This is a genomic window from Bradyrhizobium icense (assembly GCF_001693385.1).
Taxonomy (GTDB): domain Bacteria; phylum Pseudomonadota; class Alphaproteobacteria; order Rhizobiales; family Xanthobacteraceae; genus Bradyrhizobium; species Bradyrhizobium icense.
Genome location: NZ_CP016428.1, coordinates 8,147,235 through 8,161,949, shown reverse-complemented (window position 1 = coordinate 8,161,949; position 14,715 = coordinate 8,147,235). Strand labels below are relative to the sequence as shown.

The 14,715-nt window shown below is 60.8% G+C and carries 18 protein-coding genes; 7 read left to right on the top strand and 11 right to left on the bottom strand.

Annotated features, from left to right (window positions below; all coding sequences use genetic code 11):
• Positions 1 to 99 precede the first annotated feature (99 nt).
• Positions 100 to 849 carry an MltR family transcriptional regulator gene (locus tag LMTR13_RS37795; RefSeq protein ID WP_065732172.1) on the bottom strand — a complete coding sequence of 250 codons (750 nt, stop codon included), beginning with the start codon at positions 847 to 849 and terminating at the stop codon, positions 100 to 102.
• Positions 830 to 1,201: a hypothetical protein gene (locus LMTR13_RS37790; protein ID WP_210184849.1), complete on the bottom strand. Its 372-nt coding sequence runs from the start codon at positions 1,199 to 1,201 to the stop codon at positions 830 to 832. The genes LMTR13_RS37795 and LMTR13_RS37790 overlap by 20 nt, the downstream gene beginning before the upstream one ends.
• Between LMTR13_RS37790 and LMTR13_RS42080 the strand changes: the two genes are divergently transcribed.
• Both LMTR13_RS42080 and LMTR13_RS37785 read left to right on the top strand, forming a co-directional pair.
• Entirely contained in the window at positions 1,175 to 1,426 is a 252-nt protein-coding gene (locus LMTR13_RS42080; RefSeq protein WP_210184848.1) for a hypothetical protein, read from the top strand. The two genes, LMTR13_RS37790 and LMTR13_RS42080, sit on opposite strands and share 27 nt — an antisense overlap.
• 89 nt (positions 1,427 to 1,515) lie before the next feature.
• On the top strand, positions 1,516 to 1,893 hold the full coding sequence (locus tag LMTR13_RS37785) for a hypothetical protein (RefSeq protein WP_065732170.1): 378 nt from the start codon (positions 1,516 to 1,518) through the stop codon (positions 1,891 to 1,893).
• A 24-nt stretch (positions 1,894 to 1,917) separates the two neighbouring features.
• Here the strand turns inward: LMTR13_RS37785 and LMTR13_RS37780 are convergent, their stop codons facing one another.
• From LMTR13_RS37780 to LMTR13_RS37765, 3 genes are all read right to left on the bottom strand, one after another.
• Entirely contained in the window at positions 1,918 to 2,430 is a 513-nt protein-coding gene (locus tag LMTR13_RS37780; RefSeq protein WP_065732169.1) for a DUF4411 family protein, read from the bottom strand.
• A 2-nt stretch (positions 2,431 to 2,432) separates the two neighbouring features.
• Complete coding sequence (locus LMTR13_RS37775; RefSeq protein WP_065732168.1) at positions 2,433 to 3,629, bottom strand: ImmA/IrrE family metallo-endopeptidase; 1,197 nt, start codon at positions 3,627 to 3,629, stop codon at positions 2,433 to 2,435.
• Between the two features lie 314 nt (positions 3,630 to 3,943).
• Positions 3,944 to 4,579: an RluA family pseudouridine synthase gene (locus LMTR13_RS37765; protein ID WP_236843526.1), complete on the bottom strand. Its 636-nt coding sequence runs from the start codon at positions 4,577 to 4,579 to the stop codon at positions 3,944 to 3,946.
• A 157-nt stretch (positions 4,580 to 4,736) separates the two neighbouring features.
• On the opposite strand from LMTR13_RS37765, the gene ftsY reads away from it, so the two are divergent.
• Together ftsY and LMTR13_RS37755 are read left to right on the top strand one after the other, a co-directional pair.
• Positions 4,737 to 5,681 (top strand): signal recognition particle-docking protein FtsY, encoded by a 945-nt coding sequence (ftsY, locus tag LMTR13_RS37760; protein WP_065732166.1) that lies wholly within the window; start codon positions 4,737 to 4,739, stop codon positions 5,679 to 5,681.
• Entirely contained in the window at positions 5,681 to 6,283 is a 603-nt protein-coding gene (locus LMTR13_RS37755; protein WP_065732165.1) for a septation protein A, read from the top strand. The genes ftsY and LMTR13_RS37755 overlap by 1 nt, the downstream gene beginning before the upstream one ends.
• A 78-nt stretch (positions 6,284 to 6,361) precedes the next feature.
• Here the strand turns inward: LMTR13_RS37755 and LMTR13_RS37750 are convergent, their stop codons facing one another.
• The 6 genes from LMTR13_RS37750 to ccmA form a co-directional block, all read right to left on the bottom strand.
• Complete coding sequence (locus LMTR13_RS37750; protein ID WP_065732164.1) at positions 6,362 to 6,721, bottom strand: ComEA family DNA-binding protein; 360 nt, start codon at positions 6,719 to 6,721, stop codon at positions 6,362 to 6,364.
• Positions 6,722 to 6,965: 244 nt separating this feature from the next.
• Positions 6,966 to 7,550, bottom strand: coding sequence for a DsbE family thiol:disulfide interchange protein (locus LMTR13_RS37745; protein WP_065732163.1), 585 nt, complete (start codon positions 7,548 to 7,550; stop codon positions 6,966 to 6,968).
• Complete coding sequence (ccmD, locus tag LMTR13_RS37740) at positions 7,550 to 7,726, bottom strand: heme exporter protein CcmD (protein ID WP_065732162.1); 177 nt, start codon at positions 7,724 to 7,726, stop codon at positions 7,550 to 7,552. The genes LMTR13_RS37745 and ccmD overlap by 1 nt, the downstream gene beginning before the upstream one ends.
• A gap of 4 nt (positions 7,727 to 7,730) precedes the next feature.
• On the bottom strand, positions 7,731 to 8,462 hold the full coding sequence (locus LMTR13_RS37735; protein ID WP_065732161.1) for a heme ABC transporter permease: 732 nt from the start codon (positions 8,460 to 8,462) through the stop codon (positions 7,731 to 7,733).
• Positions 8,463 to 8,552: 90 nt separating this feature from the next.
• The gene (gene ccmB / locus LMTR13_RS37730) at positions 8,553 to 9,221 is read right to left on the bottom strand and encodes a heme exporter protein CcmB (protein ID WP_065732160.1); all 669 of its coding nucleotides are present in this window, start codon (positions 9,219 to 9,221) and stop codon (positions 8,553 to 8,555) included.
• 46 nt (positions 9,222 to 9,267) lie between these two features.
• Positions 9,268 to 9,870 (bottom strand): heme ABC exporter ATP-binding protein CcmA, encoded by a 603-nt coding sequence (gene ccmA, locus LMTR13_RS37725; protein WP_065732159.1) that lies wholly within the window; start codon positions 9,868 to 9,870, stop codon positions 9,268 to 9,270.
• A gap of 226 nt (positions 9,871 to 10,096) precedes the next feature.
• On the opposite strand from ccmA, the gene acnA reads away from it, so the two are divergent.
• From acnA to LMTR13_RS37710, 3 genes are all read left to right on the top strand, one after another.
• The gene (gene acnA, locus LMTR13_RS37720) at positions 10,097 to 12,817 is read left to right on the top strand and encodes an aconitate hydratase AcnA (RefSeq protein WP_065732158.1); all 2,721 of its coding nucleotides are present in this window, start codon (positions 10,097 to 10,099) and stop codon (positions 12,815 to 12,817) included.
• A 261-nt stretch (positions 12,818 to 13,078) separates the two neighbouring features.
• Positions 13,079 to 13,840 carry a DUF1223 domain-containing protein gene (locus tag LMTR13_RS37715; RefSeq protein WP_065732157.1) on the top strand — a complete coding sequence of 254 codons (762 nt, stop codon included), beginning with the start codon at positions 13,079 to 13,081 and terminating at the stop codon, positions 13,838 to 13,840.
• A 423-nt stretch (positions 13,841 to 14,263) separates the two neighbouring features.
• Entirely contained in the window at positions 14,264 to 14,635 is a 372-nt protein-coding gene (locus tag LMTR13_RS37710) for a DUF2794 domain-containing protein (RefSeq protein ID WP_065732156.1), read from the top strand.
• Positions 14,636 to 14,715 lie beyond the last annotated feature (80 nt).

Here is a 14,715-nt window from a genome sequence, read left to right as displayed (position 1 = left end):
CAATATCAGTCGGTCCACATCCGAGTGTACGGCCAGTGTAAAAAATCGAAATTCCGCTTACGAGATGCGTCGTTTCGGCGCGAGAGCATGGTGTCGCGCCTAAAGACACCCTGCCTGCAATTCATCCTGCACGCGCCTGATTTCGGCCTGCCGCTCTCTCGGGGCATTTAGCCGAACTATCTCAAGTTTGCTCGCCCAGTTTCGGCGCACAGTGAGAAGAAAACGCCGATGGTCGCCAGAAGCTGACTTCAGCTCTTCCGCGAGTTCTGTCAGTCGCGTTCGACATGCGGCGATTTGGTCATCCAGCTCACCCGTGACTCCACCGATCAAATGCGTCCCAATGAGCTTGGCGCGACGACCGTGCTTGTTGATTTGATGAGTTGTAGATCGCAGCTCCACCAATAGCGCTCCAAACGACTTGCGTACCTTCTCTTGCGGAGACGACGGAAAGTCGTCGTCCAAAGTACTAAAGTGCAGCGCTGAGATGTGGGCGGCGATCTTCTGATCTGCGAACGAGATGGGCTCCCAATTGTGTGCGAACTCGTTCCGGATTCGTCGTAGCCGATCAAGGTCTTCGTATTGACGCTTTGTAACTAGGCCTAGCGAATAGGCCATTTTGATGCGCGTTGAAAATGTTCCAATCGGGGCATTGAAACCATCGAGCAATTGCGTTGCGGACGCGCCGGGAAGTAAGAATGCCCTAATCAGGTCTCCCAAGGCATCTTCTGCGAAGGAGGCTAGAGAAAGAATGAGGCCACGCTCGTCCAGATGCGTCAGAAAACTCTGGAGGCGGTTAACGTCGCCAAAGACCTCGCCGCCCTCGGGCGGATCATCTGGAGTTTGGTTCATCGCGAGCAGCTCCGAACACCGTATTCAGTTCGTCACGTTCAATGCGAACCGTATCGGTTCCGTCTTTCCATCGCCGCGCCATTAGTAAGTCTGCGAGTCGTTGCACCTTGGCCGCGTGCTCTCTCAGCATCGCCTCGGCAAGCCGGTAGCCTTCCGCACGCGCGGCACGCCTATCGGCTTCAGGCAACTCCGACAGCATTTTCCGCATCTTCCTGAAGTCGCTGATCTTGGTTCTTCGCGATGACCGCGCGTCGAAAGCGTGCTCGGCTCTGCAGCCTGCAACGCAGACCGCAAGGTTATTGACGCGCTCGACGAAGTTTTGAGAATGCGACCTGCCGTCGCCGGTTGTCAAATCGATCTCCACGAACAAGACCTCGGCACCAAGCGCGCGCGCGACGACGGCGTGACCGGCCTCGTGGACCGCGACCGCACGATCCCTCACGTCGAAATATGCCTCGAACAAATCGACGCCGTCCTCGTCGTCTTCTTCCTCGTCTTCCATCACTGCGCTCACTCGGAACTATCCAACTTGTCCATCTCAGCCTTCGCCAGCGATATTGTTGGTCCTTCCCTGTGAATAACCGGGACAAGGCTCCCGACCCTCGTGCTGCTACTCTGAATTGTGCCACCGTGGAGAGGCGATTCGCAAACGGAAGGACCCATTGAATGATAAGTGCCAAGAATGCGGTCGTTTGGACTAACGACTCTACTCGCGAAGTTCGTGTGGCTGCTCAAGGGGAATACCGGCCGGACACCAAAGGTGGCATGTGGGGCGACCCTATTGGCGCATCCTACCTGCAATGGGAGGAAATGAATGACAGCCAACGCGTCCGCCTGATGCTTGAAACGGCTATTGATCTGGCGATGCAAGGCTTCGATCTAGCTGCTGTGCTTCGCGAGTTCGCTAAAGTCGAGGAATTCAGGGCGCTAGGGTCAAACAGCTACCCGATGTGCCGTGCATTAACGAAGGCACTGATCGGGCGGTCTCTCGAACCTAATGACATGACCTTCGAAGAACTGTTGGACGCTTACCGTACAAAATGACCTAGGATCGCGAAGACTTGAAGCCTATGGCTTCCATCCCGTTTTGAAACCAAGCGCCTTTGTCATCTTGAAGGTGTCGCACCATAAAACGCCGAGAGTGTTGCAAACATCTGGAATATGCCGGTTCTGTCGAACCCGCTTCGGTTTAGAAACCTCCGTAGTAACGACGCATCGATCCTTCGGAGAAGCTAGAGCATACGAAATGAGAAATGGGTCTCGCCCGAGCGTAAGGAGTTCGTCTTCTGTAAGATCAGGGGCGTAACCGCGACTAATCACATCCGCCACTGTTGCCGGGTCACTTTGCGCGTCGAATACGATTGCGTCCCGAACGTCCTTGTCCGAAATCCAAGCGAAGAGCAGGTCCTTCTCGTCGTCGGTGCCTCCGTCTTTCACCTCTTCGAAATTCTCGATAGGGATTTTCAGTTTGCCAGCAGCTCCTTGATGGGCCAGCCAGCTCCAAAATTCAGGCACGCTATCGACGGGATAATAAAGGGTGTGAGCGGTAATGAGCACGTTTGCATCGAGCAAATACAACATGCTCAAGCCGCTCTGCCATTCATGGGCTCATCGTTGAGGAGCGGAGAAACGCTTCGCGGCTTCACACCTAGGATTTGACTTGCCCGAGTGTGGCTCAGAGTACCCTCGCCGAGCGCTCTGGAGACAGTATGCATGAGGGCGCGGCCCAGACGGTGACGCCGCACAACGTAGTAGCTGGGTCCTGTCGAATCTTGGTCTCGCTGCTTTTGGTCATCTCGGCTTTTCCGCCATTGCGCAGCGAAAAAATGTGTGATGGCGCGCCAAGTTTCAACAGTAATGCGCCCCTTTCGCAGGAGACCATAAGCGACCATTGACCCGCTTACATGTCGCTTCCTAGCGAACTCTGCGATGGCTGAGATCGCTTCTTGAAGCGACGTATTCTTTGTAATTTTCAGTTCGTCTAGTTCGCCATCCGAAAGAAAGAAGAGGTTGGCAACAGTGTTGCAAAACTTCTCGGTCTCGACGTCAGAAACCTTACCACTGATGCCGCTTGCACCTAGCCAGATGTGCGCCAACTCGTGCAACAGTGTAAATGACCATGCAGTCCTAGCGTCTTGGTCATTCACAACAACAAACGGCGCGATTTTGTCGGCGAGAGCGAATCCTCTGAATGACTCTGCATCGATAGCCGTGTGATGACTGCCCAAGTTGCCGATCAACAGAACAAAGACACCAACGGCTTCGATCTTTGCTCTGAGGTAAGCGAAGGCCAGCTCCGGAGTTGCTTTCGCCCGAAACTCCTCTCGCTTAATTCCTGTGACCTCGATGATGTTCTTAATTACTGCGTCGGGACCATCCTTGATTGATTTGGACGCAACGAACTCCAGCGGAGCCGATTCCTCATCTACAAGGATTTCCCTGACTGCTGATTGTCTCGCTCTCACATTCCGAACGAGGACGGAAATCAGAATGTCGGAGGACGGGTCTCGATCAGGGATGTTTCGAAAATCCTCCGGGCGCGTCCCCTGCGCCGGTCTGTCCTTCATATAAAATGCTACAAGAGGACGGCGATACTGCTGCGACATCTTGAGCAGCAAAGGCCGTGACGGGCTCAGCACACCTTTCTCGTAGGCGGCCAGCTTTTCGGCGGCGCTCATGTTCTTATTTGAATTCAGGCCTAGCCTTTTTACAGCCTCCTCCGACGTAAGACCTGCGGTCTCACGCGCCCAAACCAAAATATCCGGATTCACATCAGGCATTTGTGGACATTCGCATAGGACGGGCAAGCTGGCGAGAGGCCAGCGAGGGCGGAGGATAGCTTACGTTCCTTTCGGGAAGTTCAACATCCCGGACCTTAGTTCTAAAATCTCCTACCTAGCCGCCTCCGATGGCCTCGACGCGGTCGCACTCGCCCGCTGGGTCCGGATGCCAACGGCTGATGCCCTGGCGCTGCATGCGCAGCGCGCGCAGCGCCGGATGAGGGGTTCTCTCCGCGGAGACAGACCCCTCATCCGTCTCGCTGCCGCTGCGCGTCAGCGATCCACCTTCTCCCACAAGGGGAGAAGGGAAGAGGTCACTCCCCGTTCCACCCGCACTTCCTGAGCCGCTCGCGCATATGCTCCGGCGCCGGCGCCACTACGCGTATCGGCTCCTTGTTCTTCGAAATCGGAACCACGATCTCGCGGGAATGCAGATGCAGGATCGGCTCGCCGAACCTCGGGCCGTTACCGTAGATATTGTCGCCGACGATCGGCCATCCCATCGCCGACGTGTGTACGCGCAATTGGTGGGTGCGGCCGGTGACCGGTTCCAGCGCCAGCCAGGCAAGGCCGTCGCCGCGGCCGAGCACTTTCCAGGTGGTAATGGCCTTCTGACCCTCCGGGTCCGGCTTCTGCCACCAGCCGCGCTCGGCGTTCAGGCGACCCAATGGCATATCGATGGTGCCTTCATTCTCGGCAGGTCCGCCCTCGACCACGGCCCAATAAGCCTTTCCGACTTTGCCGTGCTTGAACAACAGGCCGAGCGAGGCGGTGGCCTTGCGATGGCGTCCCAGCACGAGACAGCCTGACGTGTCCTTGTCGAGCCGGTGGGCCAGCACCGGCGGCCGCGGCAGGCCAAATCTCAAGGCATCGAAGGAGGCTTCCAGATTGGCGCCGCCCTTGGGGCCGCGATGTACCGGCAGGCCGGCCGGTTTGTCGATCACCAGCATCAGCCCGTCGCGATGGAGCACGCGGGCCAGGATTTCGTCTGCCGTTAGGCCACGGACATCAAGCGATGTCCGGGGAACATCAAAGGATGTCCTGGGAACAGCAAAGGATTTGTTGTGACTTCCGCTCATGGCGCGAAACCGCTAACACGTCCCCGACATGAGCGATACCACTCCCGGAACTCCCAAACTGAGCTGGTGGCGGCGGCTGTCTAGCGGCCTGAAACGGACGTCGAGTTCGCTCGGGTCCGCCGTCGCCGACCTCGTCACCAAGCGCAAGCTCGACCGCGCCATGCTCGACGATATCGAGGATGTGCTGCTGCGCGCCGATCTCGGCACCGCTGTCGCGGTGCGGATCGCGGACGCCGTCGGCGCCGGCCGCTATGACAAGGCGATTTCCGCTGACGAGGTCAAGACGGTCGTCGCGACCGAGGTCGAGAAGGTGCTGACGCCGGTGGCAAAGCCGCTGGAGATCGACGCGGCGCAAAAGCCGTTCGTCATCCTCGTGGTCGGCGTCAACGGTTCTGGCAAGACCACCACCATCGGCAAGCTGGCAGCGAAACTGAGCACCGAGGGCCGCAAGGTGATGCTGGCGGCCGGCGATACGTTCCGTGCCGCCGCAATCGAACAGCTCAAGGTCTGGGGCGAGCGCACCAAATCGCCGGTCATTGCGGGCGCGCAAGGCTCGGATTCGGCAAGCCTTGCCTTCAATGCGCTGAGCGCGGCGAAAGAACAGAAGCTCGACGTGCTGCTGGTCGATACGGCTGGCCGCCTGCAGAACAAGGCCGAACTGATGAACGAGCTCGAAAAGGTGGTTCGAGTCATCAAGAAGGTCGATGCGTCAGCCCCGCATGCGGTGCTGCTCGTGCTCGACGCTACGGTGGGACAAAATGCGCTGTCGCAGGTCGAGGCGTTTCATCGTACCGCTGGTGTCACCGGGCTCGTCATGACGAAACTCGACGGTACGGCGCGCGGCGGGATTCTGGTGGCTCTGGCGGAGAAGTTCAAACTGCCGGTGCACTTCATCGGTGTCGGCGAAGGCGTCGACGATCTCGCGCCGTTCACCGCGCGGGACTTTGCAAACGCGATCGCAGGAATCGAGTAATGGACAAGAAAGTACCGCATCCGCTGTTCAAGCTTGCGACCGAGCTTGGCCCCTTGCTCATCTTCTTCGTCGCCAATGCCAAGTCCAACCTTTTCGTCGCCACCGGCGTATTCATGGTGGCGGTGGTGGCTGCGATGATCGCGTCTTACATGGTGACGCGGCATGTGCCGATGATGGCGATCGTCACTGCGGTCGTCGTCGTCGTGTTCGGCGCGCTGACGCTGATCCTGCATGACGAGACTTTCATCAAGATGAAGCCGACCATCGTCTACACGCTGTTCGCCGCCATTCTCGGCGGCGGCCTGCTGTTCGGCCGCTCCTTCATCGCCATCATGTTCGACCAGATGTTCAATCTCACCCCGCACGGCTGGCGCATCCTGACCGCGCGCTGGGCGTGGTGGTTCTTCGCGATGGCGGTGCTGAACGAGATCATCTGGCGCACGCAAAGCACCGACTTCTGGGTCGCCTTCAAGGTCTTCGGCATGGTGCCGCTGACGATGCTGTTTGCCGTGACGCAAATGCCGCTGATCAAGCGCTACCATCTGGAGCCGGCTTCGCTGGAAGCGAGCGAAGCGGAAGCAGGCGACGTGAGCAAGGGGTGATCGCGAGCAGCGAAGCTTCCTTCTCCCTCGCCCCGCTCTTGCGGCCGCAAAGCGCGGGGAGAGGTGAAAGAAAGAGTTTCAGCTCTTCTGCTTGGCGATGATCTTGTCCTTGATCTTGTCGTAGGTCGCCTGCGGGACGATGCTCTTGTGCACCAGCTCGTCCTTGCCCTTGTACGGGCGGCCCTTGATGATCTTCTCCGAATAGGCCTTGCCGACGCCTGGCAGCGCATCGAGCTGCTCGGCGGTCGCCGAATTGATGTCCAGCAGCTCGGCCTTCGGCGCCGGCGCCATCTTCGACTCCGAGGCCTTCGGCGCGGGAGCCATCTTGCTGTCGGATTTAGGCGCGGGCTGCGCGGTCTGGGCCATCGACGGGTTGGCCGTCAGCATGCCCAAGGTCAGCGCGGTGGCGAGAAGAGAAGCGAGCGTGAAATGACGCATATGGGTGTCCCTCCCAGGACGGTTCAAGTAACGCACCAAAGCTAGCTGCGAATTCGTGGCGGCGCCATGGCCGCGAAATGAACGATAGATAAAAGCGAAAATTATTTGTTTTGTCATTCCGGGGCGCGCGAAGCGCGAACTATGGGGTGCCCCTTGCGCCCCTGAGAATCTCGAGATTCCCCGATGCGCAATTGCGCATCTGAGGTCTGGTCCTTCGGACCATCCCGGAATGACGACTACGTCATCACTTCAACGCCTTCTCGATTTCGACCTTCAGCACGCTGTCGAGATTGGCCGGCGTCACCGGCCCGACCAGCTTGTAGCGGATGGTGCCGTCGCGGCCGACCACGAAGGTTTCGGGCACGCCATAGACGCCCCATTCGATCGAGCCGCGGCCGTTGCTGTCGGCGCCGACGGCGACAAACGGATTGCCGTAGCGGCCGAGGAAGCGGCGGGCGTTATCAGGAGAGTCCTTGTAGTTGATGCCGACGATCTGCAGCCGTGTGTCCTTTGCCAGCGCGGTCAACAACGGCGCCTCGTCGTGGCATGGCACGCACCAGGACGCCCAGACATTGACGACGGAGACCTTGCCCTTGAACACGGCCGGGTCGAGCCCAGGGACGGGGACGCCGTTATGGACGAGGCCCTCCAGCGCCGGCAACATTGTTTGCGGCGCCGGCTGGCCGATCAGCGCGGAAGGGATCTTTGACGGGTCGCCGCCGTAGAGCCGCAGCAGGAACAGTCCAGCGACCGCGAGAAAGCCGATCAGCGGCAGCGCGACGACCCAGCGGCGGCTGCGCGGTTGATCCGATGTTGCGGGCGCACTCATCAAATGTCCGCCGTCTGGCGGCCGGAGCGTCTGGTTACGCCAGAGGCCTCGAGTTCGCGCAGGCGTTCCTTTTGATGACGATAGTCGAGCGCGATCCAGAAGATCAGAAGCAGCACGACCGCCGCCACCAGCGTGTAGGAGGTCACGATAAAGGATGTGTAGGGGCCGAGCGACATCGCGTCATGCCGCCTGTTGGCTGGCTTGCATCATCTGCAAGCTGCGCACGCGGCGGCGCAGGATCTCGTTGCGCATGGCCGCCAGGTGCAGCGTGACGAACAAAAACGAGAATCCGACTGCCATCACGAGCAGGGGAATCAGGAATGCGTTGTCGAGGGAGGGGCCGCCCATCCGCATCACGGACGCTGGCTGATGCAGCGTGTTCCACCAATCGACCGAGAACTTGATGATCGGGAGATTGATTGCGCCGACCAGCGTCAGGACGGCTGCGGCCCGCGCCGCCCGTGAGGGATCGTCCACCGCGCGCCACAGCGCCATCAGCCCGAGATACATCAGGAACAGGATCAACACCGACGTCAGCCGCGCATCCCATTCCCAATAGGTGCCCCACATCGGCCGTCCCCACAGCGAGCCGGTGACCAGCGCGAGAAACGTGAATGCCGCGCCGATCGGCGCGGCGGCCTTGGCCGCAACGTCGGCCAGCGGATGGCGCCATACCAGCGTGCCCAGCGCGGCTATGCTCATGACGCCCCACACAAACATCGAAAGCCACGCATTCGGCACGTGGATGAACATGATCTTGACGGTAGCGCCCTGCTGGTAATCGTCGGGAGCCGTCGCCGACTGATAGAAACCGACCAGCAAAAGGATCGCGGTCGCGCCTGCCAGCCACGGCAACACGCGCGCCGTCAGCGCGAGAAATTTCGAGGGATTGGCGAGGTCGATCAGCGTCATGGCATCCTGATAGTCGTCAGCGGCGGGGCAGGCAATGCGGCATGGTTTGTTTCACATCGCCTCCGCCAGAGTTGATCGGCGTCAACAAATTCAGTCCAGACCGTGCCGCAGGCTGGCCGCAGCGGCAAACGGTCCGACCACGAAACTGACCAGCGAGAGCGCGCAAAGGATCGAAAACGGAGTTCCAAACGACAGCGGGCCGGTAATGGCCGCCTGCGAGGCTGCAACGCCGAAGATCAGCACCGGGATAGATAGCGGAAGCACCAGCACCGCGAGCAAGAGGCCGCCGCGGTGTAATGTCACGGCGAGCGCCGCGCCGATCATGCCGGTAAACGTCAGCGCCGGCGTTCCCACCAGCAGGGTCAGCGCCACCGCCGACGTCGCCGCGGCGTCGAGGTTGAGCAACAGCCCGAGCACGGGCGTCGCCACGATCAGCGGTACACCGGCAGCGAGCCAATGCGCCAGCGCTTTCGCCGCACAGGCGAGTTCCAGCGGTGTCCGGCCCATTACAACCAGGTCGAGCGAGCCGTCCTCATGGTCGGCTGTGAAGAGCCGGTCGAGCGTGAGCAGGCTGGCTAAGAGCGCGCCAAGCCAGAGGATTGCGGGGCCGAGCCGGGTCAATAGCGGCAGATCGGGCCCGATCGCAAACGGCATCAGCACGGTAACGGTGAGGAAAAACAGCACCCCGATCAGCGCCCCGCCGCCGACACGGAGCGCGATCTTGATGTCCCGGCGAATCAGCGCGGCCAAGGCGGTCATGGGGAGGCGCGCGTCAAGCGAACAAGCGGGACCATAGCGGGCACCGTCACTTCCCACCCCCCATCCGCAGTTCCCTCGCTTCGATCCCGAGCGGGGCATGCGTCGCCGCAACAATGATCCCGCCGCTGGCCAAATGCTCCCGCATGACGCCCACGAATATTTCCTGTCCGGCAGTGTCGAGCGCCGAGGTCGGCTCGTCCAATAGCCAGACCGGCCGGCGCACCGCCAGCAGGCGCGCGATCGAAAGCCGCCGCCGCTGGCCGGCCGAGAGATAAGCCGCCGGCAGATAGGTGGCGTGGCCGAGTCCCACGGCGGCGAGGCATGGGTTGACGTCGCCGGTCTCGCCGCCCAGAAAATCCCGCCAGAACGACAGGTTTTCGAGCACGCTCAGTGCAGGTTTCAGCGCATCGCGATGGCCGAGATAGTGGGATTGTTCCGGCAGGGTCAGCTCGGCATCACCGCCCTCCAGCTCGACTGACCCGCCCGCCGGCACCAGGAGACCCGCGATCAGACGCAGCAGCGAGGTTTTGCCGGAGCCGTTCGGGCCAACCACGGCCAGCACCTCGCCAGAAGCGGCTTCGAAATCGAGGCCTGAGAACACGCCGCGGCCACCCCTGATACAGTCGATTTGGCGCCCCGAGAGCCGCATTTTGCTTCGTCACAGCCCTCTGAAATTGATGGGTACCGCGTCGGAATTTGTGGGTACCGCATTGCTGCAGCACGTTTGTCGGTGTGGCGGCGCTTCTAGAAAGATTCTATAAGCCCGGAACTTGATGCAGCACACGATCGGCGGCTGCAAGCCATCAGGCCAAGCCTCACGCTGAAGGTGTTTAAATACCCTTGCCGGGTATAACTAGAATTTGGGATTCCCTGACATGACCTCGCTCGACAGCTTCAAATGCCGCAAGACCCTCAAGGTCGGCAGCAAGACCTACGTGTATTACAGCCTGCCCACCGCCGAGAAGAACGGTCTGAAGGGAATTGCCAAGCTGCCCTATTCGATGAAGGTGCTCTTGGAAAACCTGCTGCGCAACGAGGACGGCCGCACGGTCAAGAAAGAAGACATCGTCGCGGTTTCGAAGTGGCTCAGGAAGCGCAAGCTCGAGCATGAAGTGGCGTTCCGTCCGGCGCGCGTCTTGATGCAGGATTTCACCGGCGTGCCGGCGGTGGTCGATCTTGCCGCGATGCGCAACGCGATGCAGGCGCTCGGCGGCGACGCCGAAAAGATCAACCCGCTGGTGCCGGTCGACCTCGTGATCGACCACTCGGTCATCGTCAATTTCTTCGGCGACAACAAGGCGTTCGGCAAGAACGTCGTCGAGGAATACAAGCAGAACCAGGAACGCTACGAGTTCCTGAAGTGGGGCCAGAAGGCGTTCTCGAATTTCTCCGTGGTGCCGCCTGGCACCGGCATCTGCCACCAGGTCAATCTCGAATATCTCGCACAGACGGTGTGGACCAAGAAAGAGAAGATGACGGTCGGCAAGAAGACCGGCACCTTCGAAGTCGCCTATCCGGATTCGCTGGTCGGTACCGACTCGCACACCACCATGGTCAACGGCCTCGCCGTGCTCGGCTGGGGCGTCGGCGGCATCGAGGCGGAAGCCTGCATGCTCGGCCAGCCGCTGTCGATGCTGCTGCCAGAAGTCGTCGGCTTCAAGCTGAAGGGCCAGCTCAAGGAAGGCGTCACCGCGACCGACCTCGTGCTGACGGTGACCCAGATGCTGCGCAAGCAGGGCGTGGTCGGCAAGTTCGTCGAGTTCTTCGGCCCCGGCCTCGACTATCTCTCGGTCGCGGACAAGGCGACCATCGGCAACATGGCGCCGGAATACGGCGCGACCTGCGGCTTCTTCCCGGTCGATGCCGCGACCATCGATTACCTCAAGACCTCCGGTCGCAAGACCGACCGTGTCACGCTCGTTGCCGCCTATGCCAAGGCGCAGGGCTTGTTCCGCACGGCGAAATCGACCGACCCGGTATTCACGGAAACGCTGACGCTCGATCTCAAGGATGTCGTCCCGTCGATGGCTGGCCCGAAGCGCCCCGAAGGCCGCGTCGCGTTGCCGGCGGTCTCCACCGGCTTCGCGACCGCGCTCGCCGGCGAATACAAGAAGCCTGAAGGCGGGTCGAACCGCTATGCGGTCGAGGGCCGCGACTTCGATCTCGGCCATGGCGATGTCGTGATCGCCGCGATCACCTCCTGCACCAATACCTCCAACCCGAGCGTGTTGATCGGCGCGGGCCTGCTCGCGCGCAACGCCGCCGCCAAGGGGCTGACGGCCAAGCCGTGGGTGAAGACCTCGCTCGCTCCGGGCAGCCAGGTGGTTGCGGAATATCTGGCCAATTCCGGCCTGCAGAAGGATCTCGACAAGGTCGGCTTCAACCTGGTCGGCTTCGGCTGCACCACCTGCATCGGCAATTCCGGCCCGCTGCCGGAGGACATTTCTAAGTCGATCAACGACAACGGCATCGTTGCCGCGGCCGTGCTCTCGGGCAACCGCAATTTTGAGGGCCGCGTCTCGCCGGACGTGCAGGCGAACTACCTGGCGTCGCCGCCGCTGGTGGTGGCCTACGCGCTGGCGGGCACGGTGACCAAGGACCTCGCGGTCGAACCGATCGGCACCGGCAAGGACGGCAAGCCGGTCTACCTGAAGGATATCTGGCCGACCGCGAAGGAGATCAACGCCTTCATGAAGAAGTTCGTGACGGCGACGATCTTCAAGAAGCGCTACGCCGACGTGTTCAAGGGCGATACCAACTGGCGCAAGATCAAGACGGTCGGGAGCGAGACCTATCGCTGGAATATGAGCTCGACCTATGTGCAGAATCCGCCCTATTTCGAGGGCATGAAGAAGCAGCCGGATCCGATCGCCGACGTCGTCGATGCGCGGATCCTGGCGCTGTTCGGCGACAAGATCACCACCGACCACATCTCGCCGGCCGGTTCGATCAAGCTGACCTCTCCCGCAGGTAAATTCCTGAGCGAGCATCAGGTGCGTCCGGCCGACTTCAACCAGTACGGCACGCGGCGCGGCAATCACGAGATCATGATGCGCGGCACGTTCGCCAACATCCGCATCAAGAACTTCATGCTGAAGGGCGCCGACGGCAATATTCCGGAGGGCGGACTTACCAAGCACTGGCCGGACGGCGAGCAGATGTCGATCTACGACGCGGCAATGAAGTATCAGCAGGAGAGCGTGCCGCTGGTGGTGTTCGCCGGCGCCGAATACGGCAACGGCTCCTCGCGCGACTGGGCTGCGAAGGGCACCCGTCTGCTCGGCGTCCGCGCCGTGATCTGCCAGAGCTTTGAGCGTATCCATCGCTCCAACCTGGTCGGCATGGGCGTGTTGCCGCTCACCTTCGAAGACGGCACGTCGTGGACATCGCTGGGCCTCAAGGGCGACGAGACGGTGACGATTCGCGGGCTCCAGGGCGATTTGAAGCCGCGCCAGACCCTGACGGCCGAGATCGTGTCCGGCGATGGTTCGCTGCAGCGCGTGCCGCTGCTTTGCCGCATCGATACCCTCGATGAGCTCGAGTACTACCGAAATGGCGGCATTCTGCATTATGTGCTGCGCAAACTTGCGGCCTAGAGCCTTTCCGGTTCTGATTGAATCAGAACCGGGCTCCAGGTTTTTGTTTTGACGCGTTTTCTTTACGCGAGCCGGAATCCCACTTCGCTTGAAAACGCTGTAACGCGGATTTGTGATCAGTGCCTCACTTCGAAGTGAGTAGCGACCAAGAAGAAGGCGGCCTATGAAAAGGCCGCTTTCGCGCGTCTGGGGCACGCTTTCAGGAGCTCACATCATGCCCCGTATAAATACGGACGGAAAACGCTACCACCGGTTCACAGCATGTCTGCGATGATGGCCTACAACTGCATATCGCGATGGACCGGTGCGCTCGGCGTTTGCGCGATCATCGCCGTCATCCGCCCGGCTCATGCCGATCCGCGTGCCGTGGTCGAATTGTTCACCTCGCAGGGCTGTTCGTCGTGCCCGCCGGCCGACCAGATCGTCGGCGAACTCGCCAAGGATCCGTCCGTGATCGCGCTGAGCATGCCGATCGACTATTGGGACTATCTTGGCTGGAAGGACACGCTGGCGGATTCGCGTTTCAGCGCGCGTCAGAAAGCCTATTCGCATGTGCGCGGCGATCGTAACCTCTACACGCCGCAGATGATCGTCAACGGCTCGGTGCAGGTGATCGGCAGCGATCGCGCGGCCATCGACAGCGCCATCAAGAATACCAGCAAGACTGAAGGCGTGATGTCGGTGCCGGTGAAGATGACGTTGTCGGGCAAACTGCTCAACGTCTCGATAGAGGCGAGCAAGGTGCCGACGGCGGGCCGCGGCGAAGTCTGGATCTGCTCGATCTCAAAGGCGGTGCCGATCTCGATTGGGCGCGGCGAGAATCGCGGCCAACAAGTCACCTACTACAACGTGGTGCGTAATCTCGTGAAGGTCGGCGACTGGAGCGGCGGTTCGGGAAACTGGACCGTTCCGCTGGAAAATATTTCCCGCGACGGCGTGGATGCCGCGGTTGTCTACGTCCAGGACGGCAGTCGCGACAAGCCGGGCGCGATGCTCGGCGCCGCCATGACGGCGCTGCGCTAGTTAGTTAGCTCCACGCTCCATCCGGGCTACGAGGCCACCTTCAGCGTCGCAAGGTCGGCGAAGTCAGAGCCGCGTGTGACATTTGCAAGAGCAGTCACCAAAACGAAAAAGGACCAACTCTCGTTGGCCCAGTATCGGGATTAACTCCCTCTGCGAACAGGCCCGATCCCGACGGCCCCGGGGGGCTGGGGGCTGAGGAATCCGGAACCGAAAGGACCGGGCCAACGCAGGATTATCTTTTCGCAATTCAGCGGGGCGGGCGGTGGGCGGAAGTGGGGCAGCAATAAGATTCCGCTAACGATCCCGTGAATCGCTGGTTTCCGGGATATCGGCGATCCGCCGCGGTTTCTTTCGTATTTACAACCCCCTTGCGGCGTCCAGCGGTTGGCGCAATCATGTAAGTTGGATGACAGGAGGCGCTCCATGAACCCGATATCGGAGGACACCGATCCGAGCGCGAGCCGCGCAGTGGCGCGCGCCGCCACTGCAGTCCCGCCGCCGAGCAGCGTCACATTCAATCGTCTCGAACTCAACCGTATCCTGAATTTGTACGGGCGCATGGTCGCCGATGGCGAGTGGCGCGACTATGCCATCGACTTTCTGAAGGACCGCGCGGTGTTTTCGGTCTTTCGCCGCGCTTCCGAAGTTCCGATCTATCGCATCGAGAAAGATCCGCGGCTCGCGCGCAAGCAGGGCATGTACAGCGTGATCTCGGCGACCGGACTGATCCTGCGCCGCGGCCACGAACTGGACCGCGTGCTGCTGGTAATCGACCGCAAGCTGGCGGTGGTTTAATCGGCCGGGCTACTGCGAGCCGGGGCCCATTCTACTTTGCATGGGGTTGTTTTCGCGATTTTGAGTCTGATCCCGTGGGT

Excerpts from the sequence above, each read along its gene's own strand:
- LMTR13_RS37795 (WP_065732172.1), bottom strand. The coding sequence starts at position 849 with ATGAACCAAACTCCAGATGATCCGCCCGAGGGCGGCGAGGTCTTTGGC.
- LMTR13_RS42080 (WP_210184848.1), top strand. The coding sequence starts at position 1,175 with ATGCGACCTGCCGTCGCCGGTTGTCAAATCGATCTCCACGAACAAGAC.
- LMTR13_RS37785 (WP_065732170.1), top strand. The coding sequence starts at position 1,516 with ATGATAAGTGCCAAGAATGCGGTCGTTTGGACTAACGACTCTACTCGC.
- LMTR13_RS37780 (WP_065732169.1), bottom strand. The coding sequence starts at position 2,430 with ATGTTGTATTTGCTCGATGCAAACGTGCTCATTACCGCTCACACCCTT.
- LMTR13_RS37775 (WP_065732168.1), bottom strand. The coding sequence starts at position 3,629 with ATGCCTGATGTGAATCCGGATATTTTGGTTTGGGCGCGTGAGACCGCA.
- LMTR13_RS37765 (WP_236843526.1), bottom strand. The coding sequence starts at position 4,579 with ATGCTGGTGATCGACAAACCGGCCGGCCTGCCGGTACATCGCGGCCCC.
- ftsY (WP_065732166.1), top strand. The coding sequence starts at position 4,737 with ATGAGCGATACCACTCCCGGAACTCCCAAACTGAGCTGGTGGCGGCGG.
- LMTR13_RS37755 (WP_065732165.1), top strand. The coding sequence starts at position 5,681 with ATGGACAAGAAAGTACCGCATCCGCTGTTCAAGCTTGCGACCGAGCTT.
- LMTR13_RS37750 (WP_065732164.1), bottom strand. The coding sequence starts at position 6,721 with ATGCGTCATTTCACGCTCGCTTCTCTTCTCGCCACCGCGCTGACCTTG.
- LMTR13_RS37745 (WP_065732163.1), bottom strand. The coding sequence starts at position 7,550 with ATGAGTGCGCCCGCAACATCGGATCAACCGCGCAGCCGCCGCTGGGTC.
- ccmD (WP_065732162.1), bottom strand. The coding sequence starts at position 7,726 with ATGTCGCTCGGCCCCTACACATCCTTTATCGTGACCTCCTACACGCTG.
- LMTR13_RS37735 (WP_065732161.1), bottom strand. The coding sequence starts at position 8,462 with ATGACGCTGATCGACCTCGCCAATCCCTCGAAATTTCTCGCGCTGACG.
- ccmB (WP_065732160.1), bottom strand. The coding sequence starts at position 9,221 with ATGACCGCCTTGGCCGCGCTGATTCGCCGGGACATCAAGATCGCGCTC.
- ccmA (WP_065732159.1), bottom strand. The coding sequence starts at position 9,870 with ATGCGGCTCTCGGGGCGCCAAATCGACTGTATCAGGGGTGGCCGCGGC.
- acnA (WP_065732158.1), top strand. The coding sequence starts at position 10,097 with ATGACCTCGCTCGACAGCTTCAAATGCCGCAAGACCCTCAAGGTCGGC.
- LMTR13_RS37715 (WP_065732157.1), top strand. The coding sequence starts at position 13,079 with ATGTCTGCGATGATGGCCTACAACTGCATATCGCGATGGACCGGTGCG.
- LMTR13_RS37710 (WP_065732156.1), top strand. The coding sequence starts at position 14,264 with ATGAACCCGATATCGGAGGACACCGATCCGAGCGCGAGCCGCGCAGTG.